The 17,706-nt window shown below is 56.7% G+C and carries 14 protein-coding genes; 7 read left to right on the forward strand and 7 right to left on the reverse strand.

Going from position 1 to position 17,706, the window contains the following annotated elements; translation table 11 throughout:
* The first annotated feature begins 202 nt into the window (after positions 1 to 202).
* Together rpoN and AC5FXY_RS02150 are read left to right on the forward strand one after the other, a co-directional pair.
* On the forward strand, positions 203 to 1,777 hold the full coding sequence (gene rpoN / locus AC5FXY_RS02145) for an RNA polymerase factor sigma-54 (protein WP_493554982.1): 1,575 nt from the start codon (positions 203 to 205) through the stop codon (positions 1,775 to 1,777).
* Positions 1,778 to 1,888: 111 nt separating this feature from the next.
* Positions 1,889 to 2,512: a hypothetical protein gene (locus AC5FXY_RS02150; protein ID WP_493554983.1), complete on the forward strand. Its 624-nt coding sequence runs from the start codon at positions 1,889 to 1,891 to the stop codon at positions 2,510 to 2,512.
* On the opposite strand, the gene AC5FXY_RS02155 is transcribed toward AC5FXY_RS02150, so the two are convergent.
* Complete coding sequence (locus AC5FXY_RS02155; protein ID WP_493554984.1) at positions 2,509 to 3,912, reverse strand: FAD-dependent oxidoreductase; 1,404 nt, start codon at positions 3,910 to 3,912, stop codon at positions 2,509 to 2,511. The two genes, AC5FXY_RS02150 and AC5FXY_RS02155, sit on opposite strands and share 4 nt — an antisense overlap.
* A 625-nt stretch (positions 3,913 to 4,537) precedes the next feature.
* On the opposite strand from AC5FXY_RS02155, the gene AC5FXY_RS02160 reads away from it, so the two are divergent.
* On the forward strand, positions 4,538 to 7,186 hold the full coding sequence (locus AC5FXY_RS02160; RefSeq protein WP_493554985.1) for a TonB-dependent receptor: 2,649 nt from the start codon (positions 4,538 to 4,540) through the stop codon (positions 7,184 to 7,186).
* A gap of 290 nt (positions 7,187 to 7,476) precedes the next feature.
* Here AC5FXY_RS02160 and AC5FXY_RS02165 read toward each other — a convergent pair whose 3' ends face one another.
* The 5 genes from AC5FXY_RS02165 to AC5FXY_RS02185 form a co-directional block, all read right to left on the reverse strand.
* Positions 7,477 to 8,085 (reverse strand): alpha-ketoglutarate-dependent dioxygenase AlkB family protein, encoded by a 609-nt coding sequence (locus tag AC5FXY_RS02165; protein WP_493554986.1) that lies wholly within the window; start codon positions 8,083 to 8,085, stop codon positions 7,477 to 7,479.
* Between the two features lie 12 nt (positions 8,086 to 8,097).
* Positions 8,098 to 8,760 (reverse strand): hypothetical protein, encoded by a 663-nt coding sequence (locus AC5FXY_RS02170; RefSeq protein WP_493554987.1) that lies wholly within the window; start codon positions 8,758 to 8,760, stop codon positions 8,098 to 8,100.
* A 107-nt stretch (positions 8,761 to 8,867) separates the two neighbouring features.
* Positions 8,868 to 10,148, reverse strand: a complete 1,281-nt coding sequence (gene kynU, locus AC5FXY_RS02175; RefSeq protein WP_493554988.1) for a kynureninase — start codon at positions 10,146 to 10,148, stop codon at positions 8,868 to 8,870.
* A gap of 48 nt (positions 10,149 to 10,196) precedes the next feature.
* On the reverse strand, positions 10,197 to 11,282 hold the full coding sequence (locus AC5FXY_RS02180) for an amidohydrolase family protein (RefSeq protein WP_493554989.1): 1,086 nt from the start codon (positions 11,280 to 11,282) through the stop codon (positions 10,197 to 10,199).
* A 40-nt stretch (positions 11,283 to 11,322) separates the two neighbouring features.
* Complete coding sequence (locus AC5FXY_RS02185) at positions 11,323 to 11,865, reverse strand: 3-hydroxyanthranilate 3,4-dioxygenase (RefSeq protein ID WP_493554990.1); 543 nt, start codon at positions 11,863 to 11,865, stop codon at positions 11,323 to 11,325.
* Between the two features lie 207 nt (positions 11,866 to 12,072).
* On the opposite strand from AC5FXY_RS02185, the gene AC5FXY_RS02190 reads away from it, so the two are divergent.
* Both AC5FXY_RS02190 and AC5FXY_RS02195 read left to right on the forward strand, forming a co-directional pair.
* Positions 12,073 to 12,864, forward strand: a complete 792-nt coding sequence (locus AC5FXY_RS02190; protein ID WP_493554991.1) for an SDR family oxidoreductase — start codon at positions 12,073 to 12,075, stop codon at positions 12,862 to 12,864.
* A gap of 79 nt (positions 12,865 to 12,943) precedes the next feature.
* On the forward strand, positions 12,944 to 13,666 hold the full coding sequence (locus AC5FXY_RS02195) for a glycosyltransferase family 2 protein (RefSeq protein ID WP_493554992.1): 723 nt from the start codon (positions 12,944 to 12,946) through the stop codon (positions 13,664 to 13,666).
* On the opposite strand, the gene AC5FXY_RS02200 is transcribed toward AC5FXY_RS02195, so the two are convergent.
* The gene (locus AC5FXY_RS02200) at positions 13,648 to 14,193 is read right to left on the reverse strand and encodes a carbohydrate binding domain-containing protein (RefSeq protein WP_493554993.1); all 546 of its coding nucleotides are present in this window, start codon (positions 14,191 to 14,193) and stop codon (positions 13,648 to 13,650) included. The genes AC5FXY_RS02195 and AC5FXY_RS02200 overlap by 19 nt on opposite strands.
* A 286-nt stretch (positions 14,194 to 14,479) precedes the next feature.
* Between AC5FXY_RS02200 and AC5FXY_RS02205 the strand changes: the two genes are divergently transcribed.
* Together AC5FXY_RS02205 and AC5FXY_RS02210 are read left to right on the forward strand one after the other, a co-directional pair.
* Complete coding sequence (locus AC5FXY_RS02205) at positions 14,480 to 16,795, forward strand: DUF6311 domain-containing protein (protein ID WP_493554994.1); 2,316 nt, start codon at positions 14,480 to 14,482, stop codon at positions 16,793 to 16,795.
* A gap of 106 nt (positions 16,796 to 16,901) precedes the next feature.
* Positions 16,902 to 17,672 (forward strand): class I SAM-dependent methyltransferase, encoded by a 771-nt coding sequence (locus AC5FXY_RS02210; RefSeq protein WP_493554995.1) that lies wholly within the window; start codon positions 16,902 to 16,904, stop codon positions 17,670 to 17,672.
* The last annotated feature ends 34 nt before the right edge of the window (positions 17,673 to 17,706 follow it).

The following is a 17,706-nucleotide window of genomic DNA, read 5'->3' on the forward strand; positions in this document are numbered from 1 at the left end:
TCTTCCGGCTTCGTGATTACACTGAGGCCGCGCGGAAGCCGTGCCTTCTGCGTGTGCCTCTGCTCCTTCTGCGGGCTGAAAGCTAGTCATGCTGCAAGCACCGTTTCGTACCAACCTTTGCCCTGCAACTCAAGTACACAAACCGGCTATCTTTGGCAGGAGCCGCCACCCCTCCAACGGCCGTGGACGCACGCGTACCAGTATGCAACGACTAGATATGAAACAGCTTCTCTCGCAGAAGCTGTCCCCTCAACAAATACAGTTCATCAAGCTCCTCCAAATACCTACGGCGGAGCTTGAAATGCGCATCAAAGAGGAACTCGAAGCCAATCCGGCGCTGGAAGAGGGCGACGCGGACGAGGCCGACCTTGCCGATGACGACCAAGACGACTTTGGCGACGAACAGGACGACAGCGCCGACGAGCCCGCCGAAGGCGAAGAGTATGATAACGAGGAGAACATCCTCGACGAAGATTTCGACGAAACGCCTGAGCCCGAACTGGAGCTGCCCCGCGACGAAGACACCAGCGAAAAGAAAGACAGCGACGACCTCGATCTCGAAGACTACCTCAACGACGACGAAATAGCCGGCTACAAAATGCAGGGCGACATGGGCGGCGACGAGGAAGAGCGCGACATGCCCTTAGCCGACACCAGCAGCACGCTCACCGATTCGCTGTTCGAGCAGCTCCGCTTTCTCGACGTCGATGAAAAGCACGAGGCCATCGGGCGGCAGCTCATCGGTTCCATTGACGCCGATGGCTACATCCGCCGCGACTTGGCAGCCATTGCCAATGACCTGGCTTTTTCGCAGAACATCGAGGCTTCAGAGGAAGAAATCGAGCAGGTGCTGCGCCTGATTCAGACTTTTGATCCGCCCGGTATCGGGGCCCGCGACCTGCGCGAGTGCCTGCTGCTGCAGCTCGACCGCCGCCCTCACGACGATGTGGTGGAGCATGCTCAACGCATTCTGGAGGATACCTTCGACGAGTTTACCAAGAAGCACTACCAGCGCATCCAGCAAAAGCTGGACCTCGAGGACGAGGAAATTAAGGACGCCATCGGCCTGATTCTAAAGCTCAACCCCAAGCCCGGCGGCTCGGGTCCCACTGGCGGTGGCCGGGTGCAGTACATCATCCCCGACTTCATCCTGACTAACGACAACGGCGACCTGCATCTGACCCTGAACGCCCGCAACGCCCCCGACCTGCGCGTGAGCCGCGACTATCAGGAGATGTTCCAGGCCTACGACAAGGGCGCCAAGAAGGACAAAAAGCTCAAAGAGGCCGTCACGTTTGTGAAGCAGAAGCTGGACGCTGCGAAGTGGTTTATCGATGCCATCAAGCAGCGCCAAAACACCCTGCTGCGCACCATGGATTCTATCGTGCGTTACCAGCGGGAGTTCTTCCTGGAAGGCGACGAAAGCAAGCTGCGCCCGATGATTCTGAAAGACATTGCCACCGAAATTGGCATGGACATCAGCACCGTGTCGCGCGTGGCCAACTCCAAGGCCGTACAGACAGAGTTCGGCATTTACCCGCTCAAGTACTTCTTCTCCGAAGGCATTGCTACCGACTCGGGCGAGGACGCGTCGAGCCGGGAAGTGAAGCACATTCTGAAGGAAATCATCGAAGCCGAGGATAAGCGCCGCCCGCTGTCCGACGATAAGCTGGAAAAGATGCTCAACACCCGTGGCTACAACATTGCCCGGCGCACCGTGGCCAAGTACCGCGAGCAGCTAAACATTCCGGTGGCCCGCCTGCGTAAGGAGCTGTAAGACTCAACAGAACCTTTCAAAAACCACAACGGGATGGGAGCTTACTGCTTCCATCCCGTTGTGGTTTTTCGGGTAAGACTAGAGCTTATAGATGCTGCTACTTTTGCTGTCGTGCTCCACCGCCTCGCCCAACTCCTCTCGGTCGTATTCCACCCGCTGCTCGTACCCACTTACTTGGTAGCAGTGCTGTGCTACGGACTGCAACCCCAACTATTGCCGGTCGGGATGGAAAAGAGAGGGCAACTGCTGATACTGGTATGGCTGATTACCTTCTGGTTACCGGGGCTGGGCACCTGGTTGCTGTACCGCAGCGGCCGCATTAACTCTGTAGAGCTGGCAGAACGCCGCCAACGGCCTTTACCACTCCTATTGACAGCTTTAAGCTTTGGAGCTGCCTCTACACTGCCGGCCTACGTACCCGCCTATTACGCCCCGCTGCTGACGCTGCTGCTCGGCGCTATGACGGTTGCGGTGCTACTAACGCTACTGATTACGCTGGGGTGGAAAATCAGTGCCCACGGTGTGGGCATGGGCGGCGCCGTGGGTATGCTGCTGCTGTTGCAGATGACGCCGTACGATATTGGTGCCCCCGGGCTGCTTTGGTTGGCTGGCGGCAGCCTGATGACTGCTGCCGTAGCTTGGGCACGGCTGGCCTTGCGGGCCCACACGCCTGCTCAAGTAGCAGCAGGCGTGGGGCTGGGGCTGGTAGTTGCGCTGGCAGGCGGTAGCCTTTAAGCCAAGGCCTGTACTTGAGTTTGCACAGCGCCCATTTCCTGTTGCACCAATTGCTGCACCTCGGGCCGGTCATAATCGGCTTCGTTTTCAATGTGGGCCATCAGACGGGTCATGATGGCGTCCTGGCGCTGGCCGCTGGCCCAAGCTTCGGCGTAGGGGCGGTGCGAGAAGGTCACCTGCGAATACAGCGGCAACCACTGGTCGGGGTACTGCGCGGCGATTTTGCTTTCGATTTTCTTCTGCAGCAGAAAACGCGGATCGGCGACCTTGTCGCGCATCTCCACGAAGTTGTACACCGCCAGGTCGGCGATGGCGTCGGCGTTGGGCTTGCGCAGGTGCTGGAACTGTCCAAATATGGTGGCCCAGTCGGCGCCGTGCTGCACCATGAGTTCGTCGAGCACGCTGCAGTCCTCAAAGCCGGCGTTCATGCCTTGCCCGTAGAACGGCACTATGGCGTGGGCGGCATCGCCGAGCAGCAGCACATCGTCGTCGAACTTCCACGGGAAACATTTCACCGTCACCAGGGACGAGGTCGGGTTCTGAAAAAAGTCTTCTACCAGCTCCGGCATCAGGGGCACGGCGTCGGGGAATACCCGCTCAAAGAAAGCCAGTACAGCTTCGGGCGTCTGCAGCGCAGCAAAGGACTCTTCGCCTTCGAAAGGGAAAAAAAGCGTGCAGGTAAACGAACCGTCTAGGTTAGGCAGGGCAATCATCATGTAACGGCCGCGCGGCCAGATGTGCAGCGCGTGTTTTTCCAGCGCCCAGCCGCCCTCGGCCGTGGCGGCGATGGTTAGCTCCTTATAGCCGTACTCCAGGTATGACTGCGAGTATTCAAATCGGTCGGTTTTCTGCAAGGCGCTACGCACGGCCGAGAAGGCCCCATCGGTACCAAACAGGTGGCTGAACGCTACGTGTTGCTCCTGCCCGGTGGCTGCTTCGCGCAAGTGCAGTTCGCGGCCGCGCAGGTTTACATCCAGGCACTGCTGACCGAAGTGCAGGGTTACGTTGGGGTCAGCATCGGCCAGGTCGAGCAAGCGGCGGTTCAGTCCGCCTCGCGATACAGAGTAAATGCCCTGTCCCGGTTGGCCATAGGGCTGCGACACCAGCTTGCCGTGCACATCGTGCATCACGCGGCCGTACATCGGAATGGCCACTTCGCGCACGGCCTCGGCAATGCCAATGCCTTCGAGGGCACGCCAGCCGCGGTCAGACAAAGCCAAATTAATAGACCGGCCGGCATCGGCGCCGACGCGGCGCGGGTCGGGACGGCGCTCAAATACGTTGACGGCATGCCCGCGACGGGCGAGGTACAACGACAAGAGCGAGCCAACCAGCCCGGCCCCCATCACGGTGAGCGGTTCGGCTGCAGTGGCAGGAAAAGTAGTAGAAGTCGAGGTCATGGGAATGCGTAAGCGAGCAAGGGTTCCGAAAGTACAGGATTCTGGCTACTTCCTGAAGAGCCGGTTCGGCTAGCCCTGAACAAGTTTGGGCGAGGTTACGCTCCAGTTCGCCGGAATTAGCTGTAGTATTACTATTGCCTCGCGTTCTTTGTTTTACTACTTGCTCAACTCTTGCCTGCTTATGTTTCGTGTTGAATTACCTCGGTGCACAAACCAATACGTGTACAATCAGCACCGGTCATTATTTACAGGGCCTACCTCGTTGGTATCACCCGAGAGCCTGGCGTTTCATGGCACAATGGAATAGTGCAAAGCTATCAATGCCCTTAGTGGCTTAGCAGCATCGAAAAAGGTTTGCGAAGTTTAGGTATGCGACGCTGACTGCGCTTTACTCACTGGAGGCCCAAAAACTCAACCTTGAGAGCGGTAATCGAAAAAGTTGAAGCGAACCACGTTTTGTTTCAAAAAGTTTTATACAAAAGTTCGAAATGATTGAATTGTGCTATGATTATTTGCATCATAAGATTATAATATGCCTAGATAGTTGAAATTTGTACATACATAGGAAAGGCCCTGTGCTGTTGGACTTTGTCTGCTCCTTTTTCCTACCCACACACTTATTGTAATGCAGAAATTATACCCTAGCCTGCTGGCCCTGACGGGCTTGCTGGCCGCCACACCGGCTGTAGCACAATCGGAAGCGGGGATTGGTGGCGTCGTGCGTAACGATGCCGGCGCGCCCATTCCAGGTGCCACCGTTTTTATTAAAGGCACACTTATCGGCACCGGCACCAACCGAGACGGCCAGTTTACCTTGCCAGCCGATTTCAGCCGTGGCCCGCTTACCATTTCCATTTCATTTGTGGGCTATGAGACCCGTGAGCTGGAACTGAGCAAGCCTACGCCCGACGTCGTGGTGACGCTAAACGAATCGGTAACGCTCAACGAAGTAATCGTGGCGGCCTCCCGCGTGGAGGAATCCTTGCAGCAGGCTCCGGTGACGGTGGACAAGATCGGTGCACAGCAGATCATGCGTGTGCCTCCACCCGACGTGATGGCCAGCCTGAATCAGCTGAAAGGCATCGACGTGAACTCCTCCAGCATGGTGATGAGCAGCCTCAGCACCCGGGGCTTTAACTCGCCCAAGTCGGAGCGCGTGATTCAGCTGGTGGACTACTTTGACACGCAGTCGCCGTCGCTGAACATCAACTCGGGCAACCTGACGGGCATTCCGGAACTGGACATTGCCAGCATCGAAGTAATTCACGGCCCGGCCTCGGCGCTGTACGGGGCCAACGCCTTCAACGGCGTGGTGCTGCTGAACTCCAAGGACCCGTTTGTGACCGAGGGCCTGAGCGCCCGCGTGCGCGGCGGCGAACGTTCCTACTTTGATGGCCAGCTGCGCTACGCCAAGAAGCTCGGTAATAAGTTTGCTTTCAAGATTGCCGGCTCGTATCTGACGGCCAACGATTGGGTGGCCAATAACTACGACCCAACCAACTCGCGCCTGGTACCCAACAACAACAACCAGGGCTCGACGCAGGGCTACGATGCTGTAAACCGCTACGGTGACGTGGGAGGCTACACTTTCCCCTCGAACCTGCCGGCTGCGCACCCCTTCTATTCGTTTCGCGGCAAAACGGTGTTCATGCCCGGCTTTACGGAGCAGGAGCTGATTGCTGATGACAATAAGGCCCAATCGTTTAAGGTGGTGCCTACGGTTTCGTACCTACTCACGGATAAGCTGAAGGCTACCGTAAGCGCCAGCATAGCGCGCGGCACGGCTAGCTACCAAGCTTCCAGCCGCTACCGGCTGCGCGACTTCGGCACCAACCAGTACCGTGGCGAGCTGAACGGCGGCCGCTGGTTTCTGCGCGGCTCGTCTACGCAGGACTTCGGTGCTAACTCGTACGACCTGAACTTCCTTGGGGCCTTCCTGCAAAACTCAAAGATTGGTGCCGTCGACAACCCCGGCAACCCGGATGAAACGTACGCCCAGCGCTATTACCGGATATACTTGGGCACGCTGCAAGCCCGCCTGGTAGCCGGTGCTTCTCCGGAGGCCGCCGCAGCCGACGCCCAAGCTGCGGCTAACGCCACGCAACTGAAGCCAACGGATCAGCGCTTCCAAGACCTTCGTTCGGGCATCATTCAAGACGCCCGGCCCGGTGTAGGTGCGCGACTGAACCCCAGCTCGCTGCTGAACGAAGGCAATGCCCAGTACAACTTCAAGTTTGGGGAGAAGACCGACCTCATCTTAGGTGCTTCGTACCGGAAATTCCGTCTCGGTTCCAATGGCCAGCTGTTCTCCGATGATGTGCAGCGCATACAAAACCACGAGATGGGCGCCTACACGCAGCTTTCGCACCAGATGCTGGATGACCGCCTGAAGCTGGCCTTGGCCGTGCGCGTGGACGAGTTCAAGAACTTCGATCCGGCTGTATCGCCCCGGGCATCGGCCGTGTACTCCTTAGGTGCCAATAAGGAGCACAGCTTCCGCGCCAGCTACGGCCGTGCTTTCCGCTCTCCCACGCAGCTTGATCAGTACATCCGCCTCGATGCAGGCCCGGTCTTGCTGCTCGGTAACGTAGGCAGTGGTTTTCAAGGCATGACGCTACCGACGGCGAGCAGCGCCTCGGCTGAAATCAACATAGATCCGCTGAAGCTGGAACGCCTGAGCACCTACGAAGTAGGCTACCGCAGCACCTTGGGCGGCAAGCTGTACCTAGACGTGAACTACTTCCGCAGCCAGTACAACGACTTCATCGGTGCGCAGCGCTTCCTGGGCAACCCCAACGGCACGCGCACCGCACCGTTGCGCGTGTTGCAGGTATGGACCAACGCTGATCAGGAAGTACGCACCCAAGGCGGTTCGCTGGGCTTGAGCTACAACGTAATGAAGCCGCTCACGCTGACGGCCAACTACAGCCTGAACGTGCTGGACCGTGGGGCCATCAAAGACCCCAACTTCCAGACGTTCTTCAACACGCCTAAGCACAAGTACAACCTGGGTGCCAGCGGCACAGCCGGCAACCTGACCTATTCCTTGAACTACCGCTGGGCACAGGGCCACTTGTACGAAACGCCATTCGCAGTGGGCACCTTGCCTGATTATAGCTCCTTGGATGCTTTCGTAGGGTACGCTATGCCTAAGCTGGCCAGCACGCTGCAACTCGGCGGCTCGAACCTGCTCAACAGCAACAACACGCAGATTTACGGTGGTCCGAATATCGGCCGCCTGGCTTACGTAGGCCTGCTGGTAGACATCAAATAAGCCTATCCCAGGCTGCTTGTTCGGCTCGGAGTCGGTGGCGTTAGCGTCCACTGGTTCCGGGCCGTTTGCGTTTGGGCTGAGCATACACCACAATCTTCTGATCAGGGGCAGGCTCAAACCTTCTGCATAAGAACGATGTTCTGGTATTCAGCGGCCCAAGCATCGGCCGTCTGGCTTACCCCGTTTTGCTGATCAATATGAAATAATCAGGGCCTCAGGCCCGGCCGGCCAAGCGGATGTTGCCGCTCGCTTCCCGGCTATGGGGCAGTACCTTTGGGTACTGCCCTTTTTTATTGATTAGGCCCGGGCAGTACGTATCGGAAGGTTAAGTTGAGGCGTGGGCCCACCAACTGGGCCGTTTTGGGCACGGCGTGCTGCCAATGTCGCTGCGTGGAGCCCTGCATCAGTAGCAGGCTACCGCTTCCCAATTCTAGTGTGAGCGGTGCGTGTAAGACCTCGGTACCGGGCTTGGGACGCAGCCGAAAGCGCCGGGTAGCACCTAGGCTCAGGGAAGCTATAACAGGCTCCGGGCCAAGTTCAGTCTCATCGTCGGCGTGCCAACCCATGCTGTCGGCACCGCTGCGGTAAAGGTTCAGCAGCACGCTGTTGAAGCGGTGGCCAGTGGCTTGCTGCAGACGCTGGCGTAAGCTCTGCAGCTCCGCGGTCCAGGGCGCAGGCTGCATGAGCAGGCCGGAATACTTGTAAGTCGCTCCAGGGTCGCCGTACCAAGCGGTAAGGCGCGGCTGCATCACTTCGCGGCCAAATAGCCGGATAGCCTCGTGGCGCCATGCAATGGAACCGGTAAGTCCAGCCAGCAGCGTCTGGGCTTCCTGCAACGTCAGAAAAGCGGGATCAAAGCGTACATCGGCCAGCGGCAGACCAAGCGCAGTCAGCCCCATACTCGCGCCTGTCTACTGTCCAAACGAAGGCAAGCTGAACCCAGCCATCCGCAACATCGCCACGGCCACTAAGCTCACGGCAAAGGCAATGAGCATGGGCACCAACCAGCTGCGTGGGCGGTAGGGCTGCGAACCGATGAAGTTGGGCCACATGATGTACACGTATACCAGCGCCGCTACCACGTTGGTTCCGAAAGCAACCAGCTCGGGACGCAGCCCCAAGTAGGCAGGCAGCCAGGCCTCTATACCCAGCACCAGAATGACGATGGCCAGCAGTAAGGCTGCCCCACCGTATCGGCGCAGGCGGAGGAAATTCAACAGCAACAGCAGGCCACCGACGAAAAATGAAAACAGGACGGAGAAGATGGCGATGGTCCCGGGCGTGTACAGGGCCGGGCCCTGTTGGATGTTTTCCTCGGTTTCTTCTTCGGCCGGACGGGCCCGGGCCCATGGCGCCTGCTCGGGCGCACGTGCCGCGTCGACTACGGCTTCGCGTCGGGCTGCATCTTCCAGGTCGGGGCGTAGCGTAGCAGCATCAGGCACTGCGTGCCCGCGTCGCTCCAATTCAGTGAATGCTGCCAGCACAGCATCGTCGCGGTATTCTGCGCGGTGAGCCAGATATCGGAGCAGCTCAGCGTCGGTTTTGCGGGCCATTTTGGCCGCGTAATCTTCCATGAGTACGTACAGAGCGGACGAGGGGCCAGCTACAACAGCAGCCCCGCTCCGCAATCATACGAAAAACAGACGGCCAAGGTCATTAGTTGCGCCACCTAGTCAGTAATCTACAAGGCCGCGGCCCAATGTGTTACGGCTTGCCCGATGTGCCAGACTTCTTCAAAAGAATTATACAGCGGCACAGGAGCAATTCGTATCACGTTTGGCTCGCGCCAATCGGCCACAATTCCCTGCGCCGCCAGATGATCGAACAGCGTCCGGCCCTGGCGGTGTACCAGCAAGGAGAGTTGGCAACCGCGGTGCGCGGGGTCGCGGGGCGTAATAATTTCCAGGACCTGTTCGGGCAGCCCAGCCGCCTGCAGCACATATTCCAAATAGCCGGTCAGCAGTTCACTTTTCTGGCGCAAAACTTCCATACCTCCGGCTTCGTCGAAGATGGCCAGCGAAGCCCGGTGAATGGCCATGGGGAATATCTGAGCGTTGGAGAGCTGCCAGCCAGCCGCGCCAGCCATGGGCCTAAAGCCTTTTTTCATCTGAAACCGATCCGATGGATCGTGGCCCCACCAACCGGCTAAGCGCGGTAGATCAGGACGGTTGGCAAACCGCTCGTGCACGTACACGCCGGAAGTACCTCCGGGGCCGGAGTTTAAGTACTTGTAAGAACACCAGCAAGCAAAGTCAACGTCCCAATCGTGGAGTTGCAGGCGCAGGTTGCCGGCGGCATGAGCTAAATCAAAGCCGACGGTGGCACCCACGGCGTGCCCAGCCCGGGTAATGGCGGCCATATCGAAGGCTTGGCCCGTGTAGTAGTTGACGCCGCCCAGAATAATAAGCGCCAGTTCATCGCCTAGCTCCTGAATTCGGGCTTCGATGTCCTCGGTACGCAGGGTATGCTCGCCGGGGCGAGGCGTTAGCTCCACGATAGCGTCGTCGGGGGCATAGCCGTGCAGCTTCACCTGACTTTCCAGCGCGTACTGATCGGACGGGAAGGCACCGCCTTCCATCAGCACCTTGTAACGCTGCCCCTGCGGGCGGTAAAACGAAATAAGCAGCAGGTGCAGGTTAGTAGTGAGGTTATTCATCACCACTACCTCGATAGGCTTCGCTCCTACCAACCGCGCCGAGGCATCGGTAAGCAATTCATGGTAGTGCATCCACGGCGCAGTACCATGAAAGTGCCCTTCTACCGCGTGCTCTTCCCAGCTTTGGAATTCAGCTTCCACAGCCGCGCGGGCCGATTTGGGTTGCAGGCCCAACGAATTGCCGCAGACGTAGATGGCAGGCTGACCAGCCGGACCGGCGGGAATATGAAACTGGTCGCGAAAGCTGCGCAAGGAGTCCTGCGCATCGAGTTGACGGGCGAATTCGAGGGTATTCTGGTAAGTCATTGACTGAAAAATAACCGGCGAGGGCAGCGAAGGTAAGCAGCAACTATCTCAGACCTTCGTCTGCAGAAATTGCCCGACGCCCACCCCCATCCAGTCCAAAGCATTCTGCCCAAGCATGCGAGCTTTCACATCGTCGGGATAGGGCATGGACCGGATAAGCTGGCCGGGTTCCAGTTCCCCCAGCGGAAACGGGTAGTCGGTACCCAGCACAATTTTATCGGCTCCCAGGGTTTTGACCAAGTAATCCAACATCATGGGGTCGTGCACCAAGGAATCGACCCAAAACCGGCCGAGATACTCGCGCGGGTTAACGGGATTGTCGATGGCGCAGAGGTCGGGCCGCACCTGAAAGCCGTGCTCGATGCGACCAATGGTGGCGGCAAAAGTACCCCCACCGTGGGCTACAGCAACGCGCAGCTTGGGTAGCCGCTCCAGCACGCCGCCAAAGATGAGTGAGCAAAGCGCCAACGTACTTTCGGCGGGCATGCCCACTAGCCAGGGCAGCCAGTACTTGGGCATTTTCTGCTGGGCCATCATGTCCCAGGGATGCACAAATACGGCGGCGCCCAACTCTTCGGCTGCGGCGAAGACCTCGAACAGCTCCGGCGCGTCAAGGTTCCAGTCGTTGACGTGCGAACCAATCTGCACCCCGATCAAGCCTAGCTCCTTTACGCAGCGTTCCAGCTCCTTGATGGCCAAGTCGGGAGCTTGCATGGGAATGGTACCGAGGCCGGCGAAGCGGTCGGGATAGTCAGCAACCACGCCGGCAAGATGGTCGTTGAGCAGGCGGCTCAGGTCCAGCGCGTCGTGGGGCTTAGCCCAGTAGCTGAACATAACGGGCACCGTGCTCAGCACCTGCACATCCACACCAAAGTGCTGGCACTCGCGCAGGCGCACGGCCGGATCCCAGCAATTGTCCTGAATTTCGCGGAAGAATTTGTCGTCCTGCAACATGCGGGCGCAGCACGGCTTGTGGTGCTCCAGTCGGATGAAACCGCCATAGCCATACCGCTCGCGCAGGTCGGGCCACTGCTTGGGCAGGATATGGGTGTGGATATCGATGCGCAGCCCATCGGCCGAGTTGACCAGAGGGGGCGGCGAAGAAAGCGTAAGGGGTGGGTGGGCAGAGGACATTGCGGCGAAAAAGCGGTCGGGTGGGTAGCAGCGCCGCGGGTTATTGTTGGGCCGGCTGGGCAACGGGCGCCGGGGGCTGCATCACAGTGCCACAGCTCTTGCAGGTACGGCGCTCCTCGTTTTGCCAGAAGTTGCCCATAATCACGGGCAGTTGCTTCACGATATCGGTTACTTCCGCAAACTCTTCATACAACTTGGTGCCGCAGTTTTCGCAGTACCACTGAAACCCATCCAGCTCACCGGGCTTGCGGTAGCGCTCCACCACCAGGCCTACGGTATTGGCGGGGCGCTGAGGCGAATGCGGCACCCCGGCGGGCAGAAGGAATATTTCCCCGGCCCGAATGGGAACGTCCACAGGCTGACCGTCTTCGATGATTTTAAGCGTCATGTCGCCTTCAAGCTGAAAGAAGAATTCTTCGCTATCGTCGACGTGGTAGTCCTTACGGGCATTGGGGCCACCGACGACCATCACAATGAAGTCGTCGTTGCCTTTGAACACCTGCTGATTGCCGACGGGCGGCTTGAGCAAGTGCCGGTGTTCGTCGATCCACTGCTGTAAATTAAAAGGACGTGCCAGGGCCATGTGGTGGGGTGGTGAGTTGGAGAAGTGGTCAGGTGGCGAAGAGGTGTAATTGCGAATCCTGCAGCTTAAAGTGGTAAAACGCGGCCCGTTGTCGGGTCGATCAACTTACCCATTTGCCATTTCACAATTTTACCTTTCCCTCCGCCCAACTTACGCAAAAGTGCCCACACAGTGCCAGTCAGAAGCATTTTTGCCTACTTTCGGCGCATGCTTTCAGACCAACTTCAGGACCGCCGTGCCGTGGTATGCGGCAGCACCCAAGGTATCGGCCGGGCCGTAGCCGAGGCCCTAGCTGCCCGCGGGGCCAGCGTCACGCTTATAGCACGCGACGAGGCCCGCTTGCGGGCAGTAGCCACGGCCCTTCCTGCCCCTGCCGGCCAGCATCACGATTATATAGTAGCTGATTTCAGTAAGCCCATCGAGTTGGCAGCCCAGATTGGCGGCCACGTAGCGCGGCATGAGACTACTCACATTTTGGTAAACAACACCGGCGGCCCGGCAGGCGGCCCCCTGCTGGAAGCCCCCATCGATGCGCTGCGGGCTGCTTTCGAGCAGCACTTGATCTGCAATCATTTGCTAGCACAGGCGCTGGTACCAAGCATGAAGGCAGCAGGCTACGGCCGCATCATCAACATCATCAGCACTTCGGTAAAGCAGCCGCTACCCAACCTGGGAGTGTCGAACACGATTCGCGGGGCGGTGGCTAGCTGGGCCAAAACCTTGGCCAATGAACTAGGCAGCCACGGCATCACCGTCAACAACGTACTGCCGGGGGCCACACTCACGCAGCGGCATCACAGCCTGATTCAGGCCCGCAGCCAAAACACCGGTCAGCCGGTAGAGGAACTGGAAGCCAACATGCTGCGCCTGATTCCGGCCGGTCGTTTTGGCGAGGCCGAAGAAGTGGCGGCAGCAGTAGCGTTTTTGGCCTCGCCGTTGGCGGGTTACATCAATGGCATCAACGTGCCGGTGGACGGCGGCCGTACCGGCAGCTTATAGCAGCAGTTTCTGAAAGAAGACCGAAATTAGCCGCGGGTTTCGCTTGGGCGAAGCCTCTCACCCAGCCGTTGCTTGCTCTTTGGTTAAGTTCGACACGCTCTCCGTCGTTATTCCGGTCTACAACGAGGCCCGCACCATTTCAGCCGTGTTGGACCGCCTGCGCAACCTGGAGCTGACCAACGGCATTCGGAAAGAAATCATCTTGGTGGATGACTGCTCCTCGGACGGTTCCGGCGAAGCCATCCGGGACTATGCCGCACGCTTTCCGCAACTGCCCCTGCGTTTATTTCGGCACTCAGTGAATCAGGGCAAGGGTGCAGCACTGCACACCGGCATCCGTGAGGCTACCGGCGACTACCTTATCGTACAGGATGCCGACCTGGAGTACGATCCGGAAGAGTATAACCTGCTACTCAAGCCCGTACTGAAAGGCTTTGCCGACGTGGTATACGGCTCCCGCTTTATCGGTGGCAACCCGCACCGGGTGCTGTTCTTCTGGCACAGTATCGGCAATCAGATCCTCACCTTCCTGTCCAACGCCTTCACTGACCTGAACCTGACGGACATGGAAACGTGCTACAAGTTGTTTCGCCGCGACATTATCCAAAGCCTTACCCTCAAGGAGAAGCGCTTTGGCTTCGAGCCGGAGGTAACCGCCAAAGTAGCGCGGGTGCCGGGCGTGCGCATCTACGAAGTGGGCATCAGCTATTACGGTCGCACCTATGCCGAAGGCAAGAAAATAGGCTGGCGCGATGGGTTCCGGGCTTTGTGGTGCATCGTGCGTTACGGATTGGGGGGATAATCAACTTCTAACGTTAGGTCATCGACGTAAACGGGCTCGTAAGTGCTGCCGCGCCACAAAAACACACGTACCTGATTGGTTGGAGCAATACTATCAGGGAGTTCGAGCACCTTGCTTATTTTTACCCACTGCTGGGCCTTACCACTAGCCTCGCCAAGTACAACCCCATCACTGTGAATAAGAGTTTGATCTTGTGGTGACCGAAGAATTTGCATTGTCAGCACAGAGGTTGTCTGCGCATTAGGTGTATATGCCCATGCAGATAAACGTATTTTTTTAGGTTTCTGCGGAAATACGTCTTCGAGCCGACTCATATATGTCAGGCTGTATTCGATGTTGCCGTCAGTCTTAACTGAGTACTTCCCAGAATGCGCTTGTTCCGTTGTCAGAGAGGGTGATTCAACGCCCCAACCGCGTAAAGATTCAAAGTCATTTTGCATGACGACCTGCTGCTTCAACTCAGTTGGTTTGTCAGAACAAGCCCCCGATAGTAGTAATAAAGCGAAACCGCAAATGTATCTGCTCATGCGGTTTTGGCTAAGGTATAAGGATATGCGGCGTGCTAATTCTACTGGTACGAACATCTGGATGCTATGCTTTATTAATAACAGCGAGCTATTGGAAATTCTATTTCCAATACCATTACGGCAGTTATCTACCTAGCCTGTTTAGGCATTCAAATGGTCAAATATAAACTCTGAGGCCATTAAAGCGTGCTTCGGCAATACTCTTAGTCAAAACGCGTAGTTTTGGCAGATACACATTCTCCTGCAAGGATGGGCGTGTGGTTCAGTACACTGTGTTAACAACTTGATGAATTCGTCTCGACGCACCAAGCACCGTGCAGGGCTGCTTGCCGTTGGCTTAATAGCAAGCATAATCATTGCCCGGCTGTTTTCTTTTGTTCTGGCGCACCCTGACGAGTACTTTTTTCAGCCTGCTGGGGATGGTCTGCAAAGCTATTATGCTACTGCCTATTATGCCTTTTACGATAGTGGCAGTCACTTTTCGGGCATGAATTATCCCTTCGGGGAAAACTTTACTTACCCAAACCTGCAGCCACTGATAGCTTGGGGTATAGGATTGCTGCAGAAGTTGGGCATACCAGCAGCCGTACACACCGTTGGTATTACTAACCTCTTGGCGTTACTGGCGGTGCTAGTTACCCCAATGATTATATATGCTATCCTGCGGCGTTTAGGAGTAGCAGTATGGCCATCTGTAGTACTTGCCTTATTAGTCGGCTTCCTGTCGCCTCAGATACAGCGTTTAGGCGACCATATGTCGCTCAGCTACCCCTGCTTTGTTCCTTGGCTATGGTACTGCATTCTGCGCATCATGGAAGCACCCCGCCAGTGGAGGTGGTATGTGACATTTGCTATCAGCAGTTTGCTGATGGGCTTCGTCATGGCTTACTTCTTGGCTTGCGGCAGTTTTCTGCTCCTGGCACACGTGCTGGTGCTTGCGGTTCAGAAACATCGTAAGTCTTGGGCGGAGCTGGGATACATGATAGCCGCCGCTTTATTGCCGTTGGTGCTGTTTCGGGGTTGGCTTATGATGACGGACCCAACCATGGACCGTCCGCCCAACCCTTATGGTTTTTTGGTATACATGACTACACCGGAAGGTATCTTTACGCCGGCGCTTGAACCCATGCGTAGCGTTTGGACTTACTTTTTCCGGACAGAAGAAGTCAGTTATGAGGCAATGTCCTACGTAGGGATTGTGGGCACTGGGATTCTGCTGGCTACTTTGTTACGCATGGTGCGGCATTTATTCTTGCGCCATTCTCAGCCCCTATCATTACGACGCTTTACTCCAGAGGAATTGCGTATCAGTTTATGGGCATCGGGGCTGCTAGTGTTATTTGCGGCTGGAGTTCCATTCATATTCCCAAAATTGGCTTTTCTTATTGACTATATAGGGCCTCTCAAACAGTTCCGAGCTTTAGGCCGGTTTGCTTGGCCTTTCTATTATGTTTTTGCAACATATACTGCTTATTATTTATATCAACTGTGGCGCTACCAGCGTCAGCACCGAGTAAGCGTGGCCGCCGTACCATGGCTGTACATATTGCTTTTGGTATGGGCTGGCGAGGCTTGGGCCAATATATCTACCCGGGCTAAGCTGGCTTCCACTGGTGCTGGGGCCAGGGCATTCTTTCGCCCACCTCATCAGCTAGTTGATAAGCTAACGTGGGCCAATAGACAGCCTTCTGACTTCCAAGCAATATTGCCTCTGCCCTATTTCAATAACGGCAGCGACAAAATAGCCTTGCCAGGCTCAGGTGCTTCAATTGCTCAAACGCACAAATTGTCGCTAGCCACTGGCTTACCCCAATTATCTAGCTACGTTTCTCGCCCTTCGGTAAGCCAAGTATTACAACACGTTCAGCTACTTAGCAGTCCTTTAATCGCAAAACCTCTGCTTCAGCAATTTCCGTCGCAGAAACCAATTTTATTGCTTGTTACGCCTGATGTCCTGTCGCCTGCTGAGCAACGAATAGTATCGTTAGCCAAGCTTCTTGTGTCTACGCCGGAGGTCAACCTTTATGAATTGCCCCTGCAAGCTCTAGCAGCCACGACGCTAGCCACTGAACAAGCACGCGCTGCCTCGCTCTGGAACTCACTGCATACACGACCAGGTGGACTTCGGGCTACTACCCTTAAAGGTGTATTGTATCAACCGTTTGCTCAATACACTGACCAACGTGGACGCTTGGCACCTGGTGCTTTTTATGAGCCGGCGGAAAAATTTTCGGTTTTGTATGACGGACCTATTCCGGCTCCTGCTGATACTGGTCAGTATGAAATAAGCGTATGGATGCATGGCATGATGGACCATAGTTATGGAAACATGCAGGTAAAGCAGTATGTAGGATCCGCGATGGTAGATCATCAATACACTGATGCTCATCGAAGCACCGAAATAGACGGGGTGTGGGTCCGCGTAGCCGTTCCCATCCGTGTACGCGCAGGCGTAACTAGGCTTGAGGTTCTTTATGATAACCGTGACTTATTAGTTGACGACCTATTGATTCGCCCATTAGATACTGATGTATATTGGCTTGACACGAACAACAAGCTGGTATTGAATGGCTATCGGTTAGGGAGGGCTGTTTCTCACTAGTTTTGCAAAACGTTACAAATCAGTCCTCCTTTCAGCAGGGTCTGCTCACTTAAGTCCGCATTTGATTGCAAACAGGCTTTTGGCGTAGCCTTCCGTAAATAAATACATGGATATTCAGTACGAAGCCCAATACCACCTCCTCGAAGAGCAACACTGGTGGTTTCAGGGACGCCGTGACTTCGTTTTTTCGCTAATTCAGGAATTAGGTTTAGCGCCGAACGCTTCCATCCTGGAAATCGGCTGTTCGGGTGGCCCCCTGATGCTGCGCCTGCAAGCTACGGGCTTCACCGATGTTACCGGCATTGATATCAGCTCCCGCGCGATTGAGCTGGCGCATCAGCGCGGTCTGCCCAATACTTCGGTGATGGACGGCACCAAGCTGGAATTTGCTGACGAAAGCTTCGACTTGGTTATTGCCTCCGATGTGCTGGAGCATATTGAAGACGAGGCCTTAGCGTTGCGCGAGTGGCGCCGCGTGCTGCGCCCCGGCGGCCGCCTGCTGGTGTTTGTACCGGCATTTCCCATGCTCTGGAGCCAGCACGATGTGGTAAATCACCATTTCCGCCGCTACACTCAGGATTCGCTGCGGGCGGCGCTGCGGACCTCGGCGCTCAGCGTCAGTCGCAGCTCTTATTGGAATGGCGCCTTGTTTGCACCCACGTTAGTGGTGCGCGGCTTGCAGCGCCTGCTGCAGCCAGGTAGCGGTAAGCACAAAGCGGACGATACCAGCGGCGACCTGCTGGCTCTGCCCAAGCCGCTGAATGCAACCTTGCTGGGCTTGTTACGCATCGAGAATGCAATACTACGCCACCTCAACTTCCCCGTGGGAGTAAGCGTGTTTGCGGTAGCACACAAGCCTTCGCAGGACCGCCCCTAATATCTTTATTTATTGACCTTTGCGGCCAGTTTCG

It is taken from the genome of Hymenobacter sp. FMD4 (assembly GCF_058932745.1).

What these genes read in the sequence shown, in the direction of transcription:
- kynU (WP_493554988.1), bottom strand. Translation starts at nt 10,148, where the DNA reads ATGACTTACCAGAATACCCTCGAATTCGCCCGTCAACTCGATGCGCAG.
- rpoN (WP_493554982.1), top strand. Translation starts at nt 203, where the DNA reads ATGCAACGACTAGATATGAAACAGCTTCTCTCGCAGAAGCTGTCCCCT.
- AC5FXY_RS02190 (WP_493554991.1), top strand. Translation starts at nt 12,073, where the DNA reads ATGCTTTCAGACCAACTTCAGGACCGCCGTGCCGTGGTATGCGGCAGC.
- AC5FXY_RS02165 (WP_493554986.1), bottom strand. Translation starts at nt 8,085, where the DNA reads ATGGGGCTGACTGCGCTTGGTCTGCCGCTGGCCGATGTACGCTTTGAT.
- AC5FXY_RS02160 (WP_493554985.1), top strand. Translation starts at nt 4,538, where the DNA reads ATGCAGAAATTATACCCTAGCCTGCTGGCCCTGACGGGCTTGCTGGCC.
- AC5FXY_RS02170 (WP_493554987.1), bottom strand. Translation starts at nt 8,760, where the DNA reads ATGGAAGATTACGCGGCCAAAATGGCCCGCAAAACCGACGCTGAGCTG.
- AC5FXY_RS02155 (WP_493554984.1), bottom strand. Translation starts at nt 3,912, where the DNA reads ATGACCTCGACTTCTACTACTTTTCCTGCCACTGCAGCCGAACCGCTC.
- AC5FXY_RS02200 (WP_493554993.1), bottom strand. Translation starts at nt 14,193, where the DNA reads ATGAGCAGATACATTTGCGGTTTCGCTTTATTACTACTATCGGGGGCT.
- AC5FXY_RS02210 (WP_493554995.1), top strand. Translation starts at nt 16,902, where the DNA reads ATGGATATTCAGTACGAAGCCCAATACCACCTCCTCGAAGAGCAACAC.
- AC5FXY_RS02180 (WP_493554989.1), bottom strand. Translation starts at nt 11,282, where the DNA reads ATGTCCTCTGCCCACCCACCCCTTACGCTTTCTTCGCCGCCCCCTCTG.
- AC5FXY_RS02185 (WP_493554990.1), bottom strand. Translation starts at nt 11,865, where the DNA reads ATGGCCCTGGCACGTCCTTTTAATTTACAGCAGTGGATCGACGAACAC.
- AC5FXY_RS02205 (WP_493554994.1), top strand. Translation starts at nt 14,480, where the DNA reads ATGAATTCGTCTCGACGCACCAAGCACCGTGCAGGGCTGCTTGCCGTT.